General features: G+C 67.4%; 16 protein-coding genes and 3 tRNA genes. 6 read left to right on the forward strand and 13 right to left on the reverse strand.

Going from position 1 to position 13,151, the window contains the following annotated elements:
* Window positions 1-269 (forward strand): alpha/beta fold hydrolase (locus NVS89_RS15100; RefSeq protein ID WP_258733596.1); only part of this gene is annotated, 269 nt, incomplete at its 5' end.
* Between the two features lie 159 nt (window positions 270-428).
* Here the strand turns inward: NVS89_RS15100 and NVS89_RS15105 are convergent.
* Complete coding sequence (locus tag NVS89_RS15105; RefSeq protein ID WP_258733597.1) at window positions 429-653, reverse strand: hypothetical protein; 225 nt, start codon at window positions 651-653, stop codon at window positions 429-431.
* Window positions 654-1,342: 689 nt separating this feature from the next.
* Here NVS89_RS15105 and NVS89_RS15110 point away from each other — a divergent pair.
* The gene (locus NVS89_RS15110; protein WP_258733598.1) at window positions 1,343-1,489 is read left to right on the forward strand and encodes a hypothetical protein; all 147 of its coding nucleotides are present in this window, start codon (window positions 1,343-1,345) and stop codon (window positions 1,487-1,489) included.
* Between the two features lie 237 nt (window positions 1,490-1,726).
* Complete coding sequence (locus tag NVS89_RS15115; RefSeq protein WP_258733599.1) at window positions 1,727-1,960, forward strand: hypothetical protein; 234 nt, start codon at window positions 1,727-1,729, stop codon at window positions 1,958-1,960.
* 39 nt (window positions 1,961-1,999) lie between these two features.
* Here NVS89_RS15115 and NVS89_RS15120 read toward each other — a convergent pair whose 3' ends face one another.
* The 5 genes from NVS89_RS15120 to NVS89_RS15140 form a co-directional block, all read right to left on the reverse strand.
* Window positions 2,000-2,326, reverse strand: a complete 327-nt coding sequence (locus tag NVS89_RS15120; protein ID WP_258733600.1) for a hypothetical protein — start codon at window positions 2,324-2,326, stop codon at window positions 2,000-2,002.
* Between the two features lie 332 nt (window positions 2,327-2,658).
* Window positions 2,659-3,864, reverse strand: coding sequence for a M14 family metallopeptidase (locus tag NVS89_RS15125; protein ID WP_258733601.1), 1,206 nt, complete (start codon window positions 3,862-3,864; stop codon window positions 2,659-2,661).
* A gap of 508 nt (window positions 3,865-4,372) precedes the next feature.
* Window positions 4,373-4,449 (reverse strand) — tRNA-Arg (locus NVS89_RS15130).
* Window positions 4,450-4,473: 24 nt separating this feature from the next.
* Window positions 4,474-4,779, reverse strand: a complete 306-nt coding sequence (locus NVS89_RS15135) for an ETC complex I subunit (protein WP_258733602.1) — start codon at window positions 4,777-4,779, stop codon at window positions 4,474-4,476.
* Window positions 4,780-4,832: 53 nt separating this feature from the next.
* Window positions 4,833-4,909, reverse strand: a tRNA-Pro gene (locus NVS89_RS15140).
* 329 nt (window positions 4,910-5,238) lie between these two features.
* Between NVS89_RS15140 and NVS89_RS15145 the strand changes: the two genes are divergently transcribed.
* Window positions 5,239-6,879, forward strand: coding sequence for a glycosyltransferase family 4 protein (locus NVS89_RS15145; RefSeq protein WP_258733603.1), 1,641 nt, complete (start codon window positions 5,239-5,241; stop codon window positions 6,877-6,879).
* Here NVS89_RS15145 and NVS89_RS15150 read toward each other — a convergent pair.
* The 3 genes from NVS89_RS15150 to NVS89_RS15160 form a co-directional block, all read right to left on the reverse strand.
* On the reverse strand, window positions 6,866-7,339 hold the full coding sequence (locus NVS89_RS15150) for a DUF192 domain-containing protein (RefSeq protein ID WP_374114581.1): 474 nt from the start codon (window positions 7,337-7,339) through the stop codon (window positions 6,866-6,868). The genes NVS89_RS15145 and NVS89_RS15150 overlap by 14 nt on opposite strands.
* Window positions 7,340-7,367: 28 nt before the next feature.
* Complete coding sequence (locus NVS89_RS15155) at window positions 7,368-7,970, reverse strand: cold-shock protein (RefSeq protein ID WP_258733605.1); 603 nt, start codon at window positions 7,968-7,970, stop codon at window positions 7,368-7,370.
* A gap of 160 nt (window positions 7,971-8,130) precedes the next feature.
* Window positions 8,131-8,832: an SIR2 family NAD-dependent protein deacylase gene (locus NVS89_RS15160; protein WP_258733868.1), complete on the reverse strand. Its 702-nt coding sequence runs from the start codon at window positions 8,830-8,832 to the stop codon at window positions 8,131-8,133.
* 116 nt (window positions 8,833-8,948) lie between these two features.
* Here NVS89_RS15160 and NVS89_RS15165 point away from each other — a divergent pair, with 116 nt between their 5' ends.
* A complete protein-coding gene (locus NVS89_RS15165) occupies window positions 8,949-9,371 on the forward strand; it encodes a VOC family protein (protein WP_258733606.1) in 423 nt (140 codons plus the stop codon).
* A gap of 191 nt (window positions 9,372-9,562) precedes the next feature.
* Window positions 9,563-9,637, forward strand: a tRNA-Glu gene (locus NVS89_RS15170).
* Window positions 9,638-10,234: 597 nt separating this feature from the next.
* Here the strand turns inward: NVS89_RS15170 and NVS89_RS15175 are convergent.
* From NVS89_RS15175 to NVS89_RS15190, 4 genes are all read right to left on the reverse strand, one after another.
* Window positions 10,235-10,870: an NrsF family protein gene (locus NVS89_RS15175; RefSeq protein ID WP_258733607.1), complete on the reverse strand. Its 636-nt coding sequence runs from the start codon at window positions 10,868-10,870 to the stop codon at window positions 10,235-10,237.
* Between the two features lie 67 nt (window positions 10,871-10,937).
* On the reverse strand, window positions 10,938-11,573 hold the full coding sequence (locus tag NVS89_RS15180) for an NrsF family protein (protein ID WP_258733608.1): 636 nt from the start codon (window positions 11,571-11,573) through the stop codon (window positions 10,938-10,940).
* Between the two features lie 108 nt (window positions 11,574-11,681).
* On the reverse strand, window positions 11,682-12,044 hold the full coding sequence (locus NVS89_RS15185) for an SMR family transporter (protein ID WP_258733609.1): 363 nt from the start codon (window positions 12,042-12,044) through the stop codon (window positions 11,682-11,684).
* Window positions 12,041-13,141 carry an NAD-dependent epimerase/dehydratase family protein gene (locus NVS89_RS15190; protein ID WP_258733610.1) on the reverse strand — a complete coding sequence of 367 codons (1,101 nt, stop codon included), beginning with the start codon at window positions 13,139-13,141 and terminating at the stop codon, window positions 12,041-12,043. Before NVS89_RS15190 ends, NVS89_RS15185 begins: the two co-directional genes overlap by 4 nt.
* Between the last annotated feature and the right edge of the window lie 10 nt (window positions 13,142-13,151).

Raw genomic sequence — 13,151 nt, forward strand, 5'->3', positions numbered from 1 at the left:
ACTATCGCTGGCGGCTCGGCCTCGCCCCCGGAGAGACTAGGTACAACGACATCGAGGCAAGGCTCGCGACCTTCCCTTCCATAGGCGTACCCACCATCACCATGGAGGGCGACGCGAACGGCGCGCCGCATCCCGAGCCTGCCGCCTATGCCAAGAAGTTCACGGGCAAATACCAGTTCCGGCTGATTACCGGCGGCATCGGCCACAACCTTCCGCAGGAGGCGCCGCAGCCCTTTGCACAGGCGATCATCGATGTGGCGCAGCTGTGACGGAAGGGTATGGCAAGCAAAGTCGTCGTTCTGGCGGGTTGCGCCACCAACGTTCCGGCCGGGTATCGCTGCCGGGTCGACCGCGCCGACCGAGGCGCTCAACGCAAGGCGTCACCCAGTTCTGGCGTCACCCGTCGCTGGCGTCGCCCTTCCCGATGGCTATCGGCGTCGGGAGCTCGCGGCGCCGGCCTTGGAGGCGGCAGCATCCGGGGCATCGACCGCCTCGCGCGCCAGCCTCGCCTCGCGCAGCCGCATAAGCTTGGCGTCGCGCTTGGTGGCCTCCTGCTGGATCATGCCCATCGCCGTGCGCGATACCGCCTCCGCCCTGGATTCGGTCTTGCTCAGGTTGGGCTTGAACAGATTGTTTCGGGTTAAGTCAGCCATGACGTGCAGTCTCCTATCAGAATGAAAAAAGGCCGGGTTGCCCTGGCCTCTCCCGATGCCTCGACGGTTCGTGCCAGTACATCCGTGGTCAGGAACCGGAGACACTGCCTCGGGCGGCTTCGAGGCTGGCCGCCGATCTGCCGCCGCTGAGGCGAGCGGCTTCGATTAATAGAAAATCTTTTGGCCTTTGCTCAGGCTCAACAAGCTCGAACGCTCCATGACCCGGATATGGAGGAGCACCTCCGGCTCGCCCTGATCGGATTAAACGAAGCCGAAGCCTTTTCTACCCGTTGAACGGCTTCAACCTCCCGCTTGCCATGACGATGGCCGTTCAAATCGACATAGAAATTCGACCACCCGCAACCGCGCGAACGTCACGATGGCATCGATTTGAGAGGACGTTTGTCCGGCGCAGCTCGGCGCAAAACGCGTTCAACGTACAAGTTCGACAGAATTACAATAGAGTTGAACCGGATATTTTACAAGCCTGCGCCGATTTTATTTCTTCCGATGGTCCGCCCGGGCTTGGCGATTTGCGGCCTTCTTTGACTCGCATTTCAGTGTTATACGTCGAAAGTCGTCATATCGACGTGCCCCGCCCTCTTTCGGTGGAGCGGGCCCCTTTTTGTAAATTCCGAAATGTCGTCGCGCGTCGCCGGTTTGAAAAGCGGCGCGCGCACAGGAACATCATGACCAGCAAGAAGACCATAAGGGGCATCAAGCCCCACCCCGCCGCCATGCCCACCGTGACGCGCGCCGCCGCGGACTGGAAGCCCGAGCCCTGCGGCCTCACCCGTGAACAGATCCGCGCCATCATTATCGAGCAGATCGGCTGAGGGCGCGACCTCGCGGAGGGGCGGCGACGCCCTCTCTCGTCGGTCTACTGCCGACGCCCCCCGCTCGGCGCCTTCGCCAGCGCTCCAACCTCAGTTTCCATCAATCCCGGCTGGATCGCGGCGCCGTGACGATCCGCTCCGGGCGTTCCTAAGGCGACCGTCACCCGGACGCTGCTTTGGGTGAGTCAGACCTGACATTGCCGTCTACATGAGCGGTAACGGTCCGAAGGATGCACAGTGACGACGTTCGAGGAAAGCTACGATCCGGAGACCGTGGACCTGCTCGACCAGGTCCTCGCCGATGCGTGCGCGCACGCGGCCTCTCGCGTCGTGATGGACGAGGGAATTCGCACCATGCTCGCTTCGGCCGTACTCGAGGGCGCGAAGCTCGGGCTGCGCGAGCGGGACGATGTGCTCCGCTTCGCCCTGCGGGCGATCCCCACGTTTCGCGAGCGCGAGGCGCAGCTGTAGGTCGCGGGAATGGTCGGATGCGGGAATGTCCCGCTGCGATCAAGCCCGCGTAATCAGCGCGGCTACAAGGGCGGCGAGGACGACGACAACGCCCAGCAGGGCGATGACCGCCGTCGGAAACGACACGCCCAGCACCGTCGTCCCCCGGTCGTCGAAGGGGCGCCCGCGCTCATCCGTACCGGAGCCCGCCGCCGGGTCCGGCTGGAACGCGTCCCGCCGGGCCTCGGCGATCTCTTCGCGGGTGGCCGGCCTTCCGGCAGCCTCGTCGTCGGTGCCGAGCGGGGCCGTCGCCGGATCGGGGAACGGGACCTTGTCCCCGAAACGGCCGCTGTCGATCTCCTCGCGCAGATGACTGTTCGTCGGCATGATCGCTGCTCCATATGTCGCGCGCATCCCGCCAGCCGATGGCGACTTCCTGAATAAGCCGGTGAAGCCCCTGGACGTTCCCCTGCCGACCCCGGCGGGGCGACCGACCGGTTCCACAGGCCAAAAAAATCGCCCGCGGAAATTTCCACGGGCGATCTCTCGTCCGGCGGAAACCCGTTGCCATTTCGCAGGCCCACGGGGCGACGCAGGCGCCTGTCCGGTTCGGGAACGCTCGGGCATTTCATCAGCCGCAGGGCGCGTGAGGCGGCGCGGATCGGGCCGTGCTTATGGGCGGGCCCGTCATGATGCCGCCGGCACCATGTGCCCGATCATCACTCAGGATAGGTCTCGCTTCCCTGCGCCCCGTCCTTGTGAAAAAGGATGAAGGTCAGAGGATTGCCCGGCTCGGCCATCGCGTCGCTGCGCTGGCCCGTTATCTCTCCGGCCACGCCGCTCGTATATTCGGCGACCACCTCGCCGAAGCTGTTGCGCTGGAGGGCAACCTTCTGTCCGGGCTCGACCTTCTCGTTGAGCTTGACCAGATGCTCGACGAGGCCGCCCTCGGTCGCCAGGATCGGAACCGCGCTGTTGCCGACGAAGACGTCCACATCCTTCCCCGTGCGCCCCATGGCCCCGGCGACGATTCCGTAATGCTTGAGCACGTTCATCGTGCCCTCGACGAACAGTCCGATCATGTCGAGGTCCAGCACACGCGCGGCGCCGATCTCCGGTGTGAACGCCGGAATGCCCACATCCATGAAGGCATTGTGCAGGACGCCGGGATATACGTGATTGTCGAAGACCTGGCCGACGGGGAAAAGCTCCACCATCTCCCTGACCTCCGGCACGTCCATGCCGCCAATATTGAACGCGGTGACCTCGAATCCCGTGGTCCCGGTGTGGAAGTCGATGGCGGCGTCGGCATTGCGCCGCAGCAGCCGGTTGAACAGCAGTCCGGCATGCCGGCTCGGGGCGGTCAGGCCGTTCTCGTTTCCGGGCCACTCGCGATTCAGGTCGATCAGATCGGCACCCCTGCCGGCATTGGGCCATCTGCGCTGCATGCCTTCCATGGCCGCGCGCGCAACATCGGTGACGGCCATCACCGTGCCCGACATCTGCGCCGGGTCGAGCTGGTTCATCACGGTCTGGACCGTGTGCACCGAGCTCATCTCGTCGCCATGCACGCCGCTCACCAGGACGACGCGCTTGCCCGGCTTCGCTCCCCTGGCGACGGTCACCGACACGTACCAGTGCTGGCCGGTGGGCATTTCGACGCCCTGAAAATAGAGGAAATGCTTGCGTCCCGGCTCGAGGTCCTCGACGTCGAGCGCGCTGACGACCTTTTTCCCCTGGATGACATCGCCCGTATAGACCGTCGCCGCGGAGGCACCGGACCCGGCGTCCGGCGCGGAAGTCGCTGCGCCCTGCGCGGCGGCGGAGCCGGCGCTGGCCAGGAGGCTGGCCGATGAGCCTATCGTCGCGACCGACGCGATCATGAAGTCGCGGCGGCCGAGGCGCTCGTCCGGTTCGTTCGACATGGCGCAGTTCCTTTCGGTGAGATCGGCAGAGGCTTCCTGCCGCCTGATGAGCGCGGACAGGCGCGTTTCGCGTGGGAACGGGCGAGGCCGAGCGGATACTCCCAGCGCTCGATGCAGGCCCCATGACGGCACGCGGTCATGCTTGCGCCCGCCCGGCGCCGAGCGCAATGCCGCACCGCTTCGATCAACCGAAGGTGCCCGCATGACATAGGCCGTCCGGACAGGCCTCGCCGCCTGCCCCGTCGGCGCGAACCAACTCGCCGGGGACGAGATCGTCGGTGTCTGGAAATTCGGGAAATGAGCGTCTGCGATGGCCGCCAGAGAGGCCGCCCCTGACGTAACGTCAGGCACCCGAAACACGTCGTGAACGATTCGGGATGTTCTCGAGACTTTTCGTTCCGACGCTCTCGGCCAAGAAGCATACCGAAGAACGGCCGTCGTACCTGTTTCGTTACGACTGCCGCGCGCCAACAGGAGCCGTATCCAGACGCATATCCGATGCGTTAGATGGCGACCGCGGCTGGGCTCGAACCAGCGACCTGCCGCTTAGAAGGCGGCTGCTCTATCCAGCTGAGCTACGCGGCCTTTCCGGCATGAACGCTCACGCGGTCAGTGGGTCCACTGGCCGAGGCGGCGGAAGCTGAAATTGTCCGCATAGGCGATGCGCCGGCGCGAGGCTTCCTTCGGCTCCTGGATCTGGTAGGCGATGCCGTGCCGCTCGGCATAGGCGACCGCCTCTTCCTTGGAATCGAAGCGCAGACGAAGCTGGCTCTTCATGTCGCCGGAGCTGGTATAGCCCATCAGCGGCTCGACCTGCCGGGCCTGCTCGGGCTCATAGTCGAGCACCCAGAGCTTGGTCTTGGCCGTGCCGGACTGCATGGCATTCCGGGTCGGCTTGTAAATGCGCGCCACCATTCTACTCGCTCCCCTGCCCTTCGCCTCTCGCAAGCCAAGATCGCACGTCCGGATGGTCGGGGCAGCAGGATTCGAACCTGCGACCTGAAGTTCCCAAAACTTCCGCGCTACCGGGCTGCGCTATGCCCCGACGGCTACAAACCGTTGCAACCAAACGATCTTCGAACGCCGCACCGCGCCGCTCGCGACATGCAATGGCACAGACCGGCGCACCAAGGCAAGAGCCGCCTCTCGACGGGCTGCTCCGCGCCGATCGCAGGGTGAGCGCGGGAACTTAGTTGTGAAGACCCGAATCATATGATTGACACAAAGTTAAGGATTATATTGTATGAACAGCGAGGGGCATAAGCTGTTTTTAATAGTAACAATGTAGCCACTTAGCGCCCTTCGAAAACAATCATGTCAGTAAAACTAAAAACTGCTCTCGTCATCGACGCCGTGACGAACAGCCCGGATTCCGTGGCCCGGGACTGTCTCGCCCAGTACGCTCTACTGTCGGACGACGGACAGAACAGGGACGTCCGGATATTCTGCGAGCGCCCCCGCTCCTCGTCCCACCCGGATATCGCGTTCCATGACCTCGCCGAGCTGCCGGCGTGGCTGGAGGGAGATGGCGAGTCGGTGGTCATCTATCACTGGCGCGACGGCAATCCCGACTTCGACGCGCGGTTCGCGCGCCTCGGCACGCGACGCATCATACGCTGGCACAACAACACGCCGCCCTGGTTCTTCGCGCCCTATGCGGCGAGCTGCGCGGCCAACACGCTGCGGGGGCTGAAGGCCATCCGCGAATTCGCTGCCATGGCGGGCATCGAGTTCTGGGCCAATTCGGCCTATTCGGCCCGGCAGCTCGTGGTGCTGGGCGCCGATCCCGCGGCGATCCGCGTGGTGCAGCCGCTCTCGCCGCTGCTGGCCGACGTCGCGGCGGGCGACCAGAGCCTCGCTGCACCCGGCCTGCTCCATTTCATCGGCAGCAACAACCGGGGGCCGCTGCGCCTGCTGTTCGTCGGCCGCTTCGTTCCGCACAAGGGCCATCGCCATCTGGTGGCGACCGCCGCCATGGTGCAGCAGATCACCGGGCGGCCGGTCGAGCTCAACCTGGTCGGCCGCGCCGACCCGGTGATGGGCGGCTATGTCGACGAGGTGCTGCGCCTGGCGCGCGAGCTCGGCGTCTCTATCACCGACCATGGCGAGATCTCGGGCGCCGCGATCGAGCATCTCTACTGCCGCTGCGACGTGTTCCTCATGCTCTCCGAGCACGAGGGCTTCGGCCTGCCTGTGCTCGAGGCGGCGCGGTTCGGCCTGCCGGTGGTCGGCGTGCGCGCAGCGGCGACGGCGGAAATTCTCGCCGGCCATCCGCTCTGCCTCGACCGCTTCGACCATGTGGAGCTCGCCCGCCGGGCGGTCGCTTCCTGCCAGCCGGCCGTGCGTCAGGCGGTGGTGATCTGGCAGCGCCAGGAGCTCGGCGCGCGCCATTCCCTCGCCCTGGTGGCGCGGCAGATCGATGACGCCATGGCCGGCGCGCAGCCGCCCGAACGAGTCGGCGCCGATGCGCCGGAGGAACTGGCGGCACTGGTGGCGCAGGCGCTCGAGGCGGTGCCCGTCCCGCCGCTGCCGGAGGCGTTGGAGGCGCGCCTTCGCACGCTGCCGGCCGAGAACCCGGGACGGCTCGTCAGCCTGCACGACATCGACGCCTATTCCGCGCTGATCCGCGGGGAGCCCGAGGCCGGCGATCTCTACAAGGCGACGTGGCGGCAGGGCTTCCCGGCCAAGCGGCGCTGGAGCAGCCGCGTCTACCGGGCGATCCGGCGCTTTGCCTTCAGCCTGAACTTCGGCCTCGTGGCGGCGATCGAACGCTCGCGCCGGGACACGGACCGCAGGATCAACCACCTGTCGGAGGAACTCGGCGCGGTGAAGCAGCAGAACGCGGCCATCCTGCAGCGCCTCGACCGGATGCTTGGAACGGAAGACCGCGCAGCCGAGCCCACCTCCCTACGCGCGCCCTCGCTCGCCGCCGTGCTGCCGAGCGCTCACGAGCCGGACGACGCCCCGGATGCGGTGGCCGCGCGCAGCGCGCCGGGCGGCCTCACTCTCCGCTGAACAGGCGGTGGTGCACGCGGTCGCCGACCTCGATCCCGCGCGCCTTCGCCGTGCCGGCCGGCAGCTCCAGCACGGCGCTGACCGGAACCTGCGAGGAAATGGTCTGGGTGGAGAGCGGCACCGTGTTCGCCGCGATACTGGCGACGCGTCCGTCCGCGCGGATGAACACCATGTCGAGCGGGATATAGGTGTTCTTCATCCACATATAGACCGGCTGCTGCACGCCGAAGTCGAACAGCATGCCGGCGTCGGGCGCCAGCTCGGTGCGGTACATCAGGCCCTTGGCGCGCTCGGCCGCGTTCTCGGCCAACTCGACCTTGAAGGTCGCCTCGCCCGATTTCGTGTCGATGGTGAGGGTCTCGATGGTCGCGGCGTTCACCGCGCCGGCGGCAAGCAGAAGCACGAGGACACACGCAAAGCCGCGCATACCCGCGGCCATCGCCCGAAAACCAGACGTCATACCGACTTGGCGCGCCGAGGCGCCTTCCCTAATGCGACGAAGGCGTCGAGGCCCCGTCCGGACGCACCTCGGCGGCCATCAGCCCTTTTGGACCTGGCCCGAAGCGCACCAGAACCATCTGCCCGGGGCGCAGTTCGGTCAAGCCGTGGCGGCGCAGAGTCTCCATGTGGACGAAGATGTCCTCCGTCCCCTCCCCGCGCGAGAGGAAGCCGAAGCCGCGCAGCCGGTTGAACCACTTCACCCAGGCCCGCTCGAACCCGCCCACGGGCTGCACCGTCACATGGGTGCGCGCCTGCGGAAGCTGGGAGTGATGCACGGCGGTGGAGGAATCCATCGACAGCACGCGCAGGGCCTGGAAGCCGCGTTCGCGCGCCACCGCCTCGCAGACGATGCGCGCGCCTTCCTGCGCGGTCACGAAGCCGCCGCGGCGCAGGCAGGTGACATGAAGCAGCACGTCGCTGCCGCCGCCATCCGGCACCACGAAGCCATAGCCCTTCGATACGTCGAACCATTTGATGGTGCCGGCGATCTGGACGATACCGGCATCGGCCTGACGTGCGTCGCCGACCTCATTGTCCACGGGCTCGTGATTGACCAGGCCTAATCGTGGCGCAGAACTGTCGGCTACCATCGGCCACCCACCTCCGGGAACGCCTCACCCCGCCATATCACATCTGGCGAGCCATGGATGATTCTCGTCGTTAGAGCATAACACTCGATTCCGCCACGAAAACACCCAAATCACGTCGCAGCGCGGGTTTGGAACAGCTTTAACCCGAGCGGCAACCCGATCAGGCGAACGGCGCGAATACCTCTCCGATCTCGTCACGGATGACGAGGTCGGCGATGTCGTCGAGCTCGGTCGGTTCGCGGTTGATGATAACGAGTATCGCACCGTTGCGCTTGGCCTCCAACGGGAAACCCGCGGCGGGCCAGACCACCAGCGACGAGCCTATGGCGAGAAAGACGTCGCAGCCCTGCGTCAGCTCCCGCGCCCGCAGCATTGCCGGCGCCGGCATGGGCTGGCCGAAGGAGATGGTCGCCGACTTGATCGGGCCGGCGCACTCCTCGCAATCGGGCGCCGCCCCGCTCTCCGCCTCGAAGCGCATGCGCACCCATTCCAGCTCGTAGCGCCGCCCGCAATCGAGGCAGGTGGCGTAGGTCGTGTTGCCGTGAAGCTCGATCACATCTTCCGGAGGCGCGCCGGAGGCCTGGTGCAGCCCGTCGATGTTCTGCGTCACGATGCCAGCGAGGCGCCCCTCGGCGAGTAGCCGGGAGAGCGCGCGATGCCCGCGCCCCGGGCGGGCCTTGGCGAACGCCTCCTCCATGGCGAAGCGTCGCCGCCACGCCTCGTCGCGCATGGCGCGGCTGGCGAGGAAGGCGTCGAAGTCGATCGGCCGGTTGCGCGTCCACAGCCCGCCCGGCGAGCGGAAATCGGGAATGCCGCATTCGGTGGAGATGCCGGCGCCGGTGAAGGCGACGCCGCGCCTCATGCCGGCCAGCAGCCGCGCCAGCGCCTCACCTTCAGGCTTGATGTCACCGACCGGCGTCATATGTTCGGCCACCCGTCCTGTCCGGCCGCCGGGCCGAAACCTTCCACGAGGTCAGCATGAAATTTCTTCATACCATGGTACGCGTGAGCGACGTCGACGCCTCGCTCGACTTCTACTGCAACAAGCTGGGGCTGGTGGAGGTCCGCCGCAAGGACGTTCCGCAGGGGCGCTACACGCTGATCTTCCTCGCCGCGCCGGGACAGGCGGGCGTCGCCGAGGTCGAGCTGACTCACAACTGGGACCCGGAGCCCTATGGCGAGGGCCGCAATTTCGGCCATCTCGCCTTCGAGGTCGACGACATCTACGCCGCCTGCAAGAAGCTGCAGGACGGGGGCGTGACCATCAACCGCCCGCCGCGCGACGGCTACATGGCCTTCGTGCGCTCGCCGGACAACGTCTCGATCGAGCTTCTCCAGAAGGGCAGCGCCCTGCCCCCGCAGGAACCCTGGGCGTCGATGCCGAACACCGGCAAGTGGTGATCGCTTGGTGATCGCGCGCTGACCCCCGCCGCGGCGGGGTGAGGGTCGGCACCGGGCGAGCGCAGCCCTGCCGAAGCCATGCGATGACCGGCGGGTCGCCAAGGGCAAATCGGCTTGCGGCGGTGCCTGTGCATCGCTGCAGCGGGGCGCTTGTGCAAGCTGCCGCTCGCCCCTATAAGGGCCCCGCCTGCGCGCCCTTCGTCTATCGGTTAGGACGCCACCCTTTCACGGTGGAGAGAGGGGTTCGACTCCCCTAGGGCGCGCCATCTGCCTATCCAAATTATCGACATCGACAAAAACACGGCCCATTCAATGGGTTGAGTCGGTTTCTTGCTACGTGAACGGCCATCGGACGGCTTTCATAACGTAGCTGACCCGTCCCGATTCAAGATGGCATTTCGGACCCCGGCTCACCGATGATCGAAGGGGCGGTGAGGCTCCCACCCGCCTGGCCCAACGACTTAGCAAACTCGTCAGCAGCAAGCGCAGCGCTTCAACCGACTCGCTCGAGCCGGGCATCGCTGAGGTCCTCGATACCGGCCAGGGAGATTCTGGACCATTTGTGCCTGTTGGCGCCAGTCAAGGTAGCAGAACCCGTCGCGCTTCCGCCCCGCTCGCACCCATCGAGCGAGGCGACCATAGCCTATGTACGCCAGACAAGGACCGGAACGCCCCCGAGAGCTTGCCGATGGTGGGGCCGACGGCCCGGAGCATCCCTCCCATGGGCGGGATCGGGTCGAAGCCAGACGATCGCCCGTCGCCTCAAGTATCGTGATTGCGGTTCGCGCTTTTCGGCCGGACTCACACCAGCCGCGCGCGTCGATGATCGGATGATCTCCGAGGGGGCCGCCCGCCGGCATCGCTCACCAGCGCAGCAGCCGCTGGCCGAGGCCGTAACCGGCGGCGGCCATGACGGCGAACGCCATCGGATACCAGAAGGCGACGAATAGCGGGCTGTCGTCGTCGCAATTGGCGGCATAGAAGGTCGCGGCGATCGCCGCCGCCGTGAGACCTGCCGCCGCGCCGGTACGCCCCGGATGCGCCGGCGCTCCCCGGCGCAGCACCGCGAGCAGGCAGGCAAGCGGCCCGAGCGACAGCAGCGGAATGAGGGTGAGGCACAGCCGGCCGTTATGGCCGATCATCTGTCCGCGCCAGGCCGCGGGCGGCAGCAGCCACAATTCGCTGGCGACCGCGCCCAGCAGCAGCGCGGGCGAGGCAAAAACCACCCAGCGCCACAGGCCGATGTCGGTACCCGGGCGGGCGAGGCTCAGCAGGAGGCCGACGGCGCCGAGCGCCAGCGGCACGGTGATCACGAACTTGAACAGGAACCGCCCGGTGCGCAGCGCCCTTTCGACGTCCGGCCGCACCCCGATCGCGGTGAAGAAGACCAGGCCGGCGATGGCGACGCCGGTCAGCGTGGCGGCGAGGAACAGGGTGCGGAAGGCGAAGGCCGGCGCGGTGTCCTGCGCCAAGAGGTCGATGAACTCCTCGGTCTTCACGTCGGCCTCCGCAAGCGTATCCCTCTGCCAATGGATACGTGCGGGAACACCGCTCCGTTACAGGGTGCTACCAGGCCAGCAGTCGCCGGCCGCCGAGATAACCGGCCGCGGTCACGATGGCGATCGCCACGCTGTACCAGACCGCCACGAAGAGCGGGCTGTCGTCCGGGCAGTGCGCCGCATAGAAGGTGGCGGCAATGCCCCCGGCCGCGAGGCCCGCGAGAGCCCCGGCGCGTCCGGCATGGGCGGGGGCGCCGCGCCGCAGCACCAGCAGGAAGCATGCGAGCGGCGCGACGGCGAGGAGCGGGATCACCCGGAGGCAGAAGGCGGAGTTGTGGCCTACCAGCCGCGTCATCCAGGCCTCGCGCGGCACCACCGCGAGCTCGGCCGCGACCCCGGCGAGCAGGAGCAGCGGAGCGGCCGCGAGAAGCCAGAGCCAGGGCCCCGTGCGCACGCCTGGCCGCGCCATGGCGAGGCTCAGGCCGACCGCGCCGGTCGCCAATGTCAGCGTGACCACGAACTTGAACGGGAAGCGCACCGTCTCCGCCGCATGCGCGAAGTCAGGCCGCGGCCCGATGGTCGCGAAGAACGCCACCGCGCAGGCGGCGACGGCCGCAAGAAGCGCAATGTCGAACAGCCGGCGGAACGGCCATTGCGGCGTGGCGTCCTCCGCCAGCAGCTCGATCAAGTCGTCGGTCTTCACAGTACAAGCTCCCGCCGGCAGGAACCGGCCCGTCTAGCGGACCGCCCCTTCCGACGTCTGAATTCGTCTCCGTCCCGGCAGACATAACATGGCTTTGCCACCGTCGCGCTAGCTGCGGGCCAGGACGAGCACGCCGGCGAGGATGATTCCGATGCCGGCCACGCGCGCCGGCGGCATCGGCTCGCCGAGCCACTGCCAACCCGCGAGCGCCACCAGCACGAAGCCGAGCGCGAGAAACGGGTAGGCGAAGGACACCTCCACCCGCCCGAGCACATAGAGCCACAGCAGCAGGCTCACGGCGTAGCAAGCCAGCCCGCCGAGCACCGAGGGCTGGAACGCCAGCGCCAGCAGCCCGGCGGGACCCGGCTCGGCGGCCGCCCCTGCCCGCGCCCCAAGCCGCAGAAGGATCTGGGCGAGCGCGTTGAGCGCCACGCTGGCGAGGATGAGGCCGACAAGGGCGAACCGGCTCATGCCCCGCCCGTCATCGCCCGTTTCATCCCGGCACCGGCCGCCTGGGGTGCGGCGTCCGTCCGGGGATGAAGGCCGGCGAACTCGGCCATCCCCTTCTCGAAGCTGACGCGCGGATGCCAGCCGAGCTCGCGCCGAAGCCGCGAGGAATCGGCGGTGATGTGGCGCACATCGCCGAGGCGGTACTGGCCCGTCACGACAGGCGCCGGACCGCCGAGCGCGCGGGACAGCGCGAGGGCCATCTCGCCCACCGTGCGCGGCGTGCCCGAGCCGACATTATAGGCGCCGACGCCCTCCCCATGCCGTTCACAAGCCAGCACGGTGGCGGCCGCGATATCGCCGACATGGATGAAGTCGCGCCGCTGATTGCCGTCCTCGAACACCTTCGGTGCTTCTCCGCGACGGAGCGCGGAGGTGAAGATCGAGGCGACGCCGGCATAGGGCGTGTCGCGCGGCATGCCGGGGCCATAGACGTTATGATAGCGCATCATCGCCACCGAGCCGCCGGTCGCGCGGGCCCAGTTGGCGGCGTAGAACTCCTGCGCGAGCTTGCTGGTGGCATAGGCGTTGCGCGGATCGGCCGGCGTGTCCTCGCCGACGAGCCCGCTGGCGAGCGGCCGGCCGCAATGAGGACAGGGCGGCTCGAAGTGTCCGGCCGCCAGATCCCGCGCGCGGCGCGGCGCCGGACGCACCGCCCCATGCTCCGGACAGGTGGCGAAACCCTCGCCATAGACCACCATCGAGCTCGCCAGCGTCAGGCGCGACACGCCCTCCTCCGCCATGCCCACCAGCAGCTCGGCGGTGCCGACATCGTTCGAGGAGGCATAGTCCGGCATGTCGGCGATATCGACCCCGAGCCCGACCTTGGCGGCGAGGTGAATCACCGCGTCGACCCCCTTCACCGCCCGCGCGACCAGCTCGCGATCGCGCACGTCGCCGATCAGCGCCTCGACGCCCCGCACCACCTGCCAGGGACTGCCGTCGCGATGGACGTCCGGCCGCAGCGAATCGAGCGCGCGCACCTCATGGCCGCGCGCAAGCAGCTCGGCGAGCACATGGGTGCCGATGAAACCGGCGGCGCCGGTGACGAGGATGTGCATGCGCCTCTCC

Source organism: Ancylobacter mangrovi (genome assembly GCF_024752355.1).
Classification (GTDB): Bacteria; Pseudomonadota; Alphaproteobacteria; order Rhizobiales; family Xanthobacteraceae; genus Ancylobacter; species Ancylobacter mangrovi.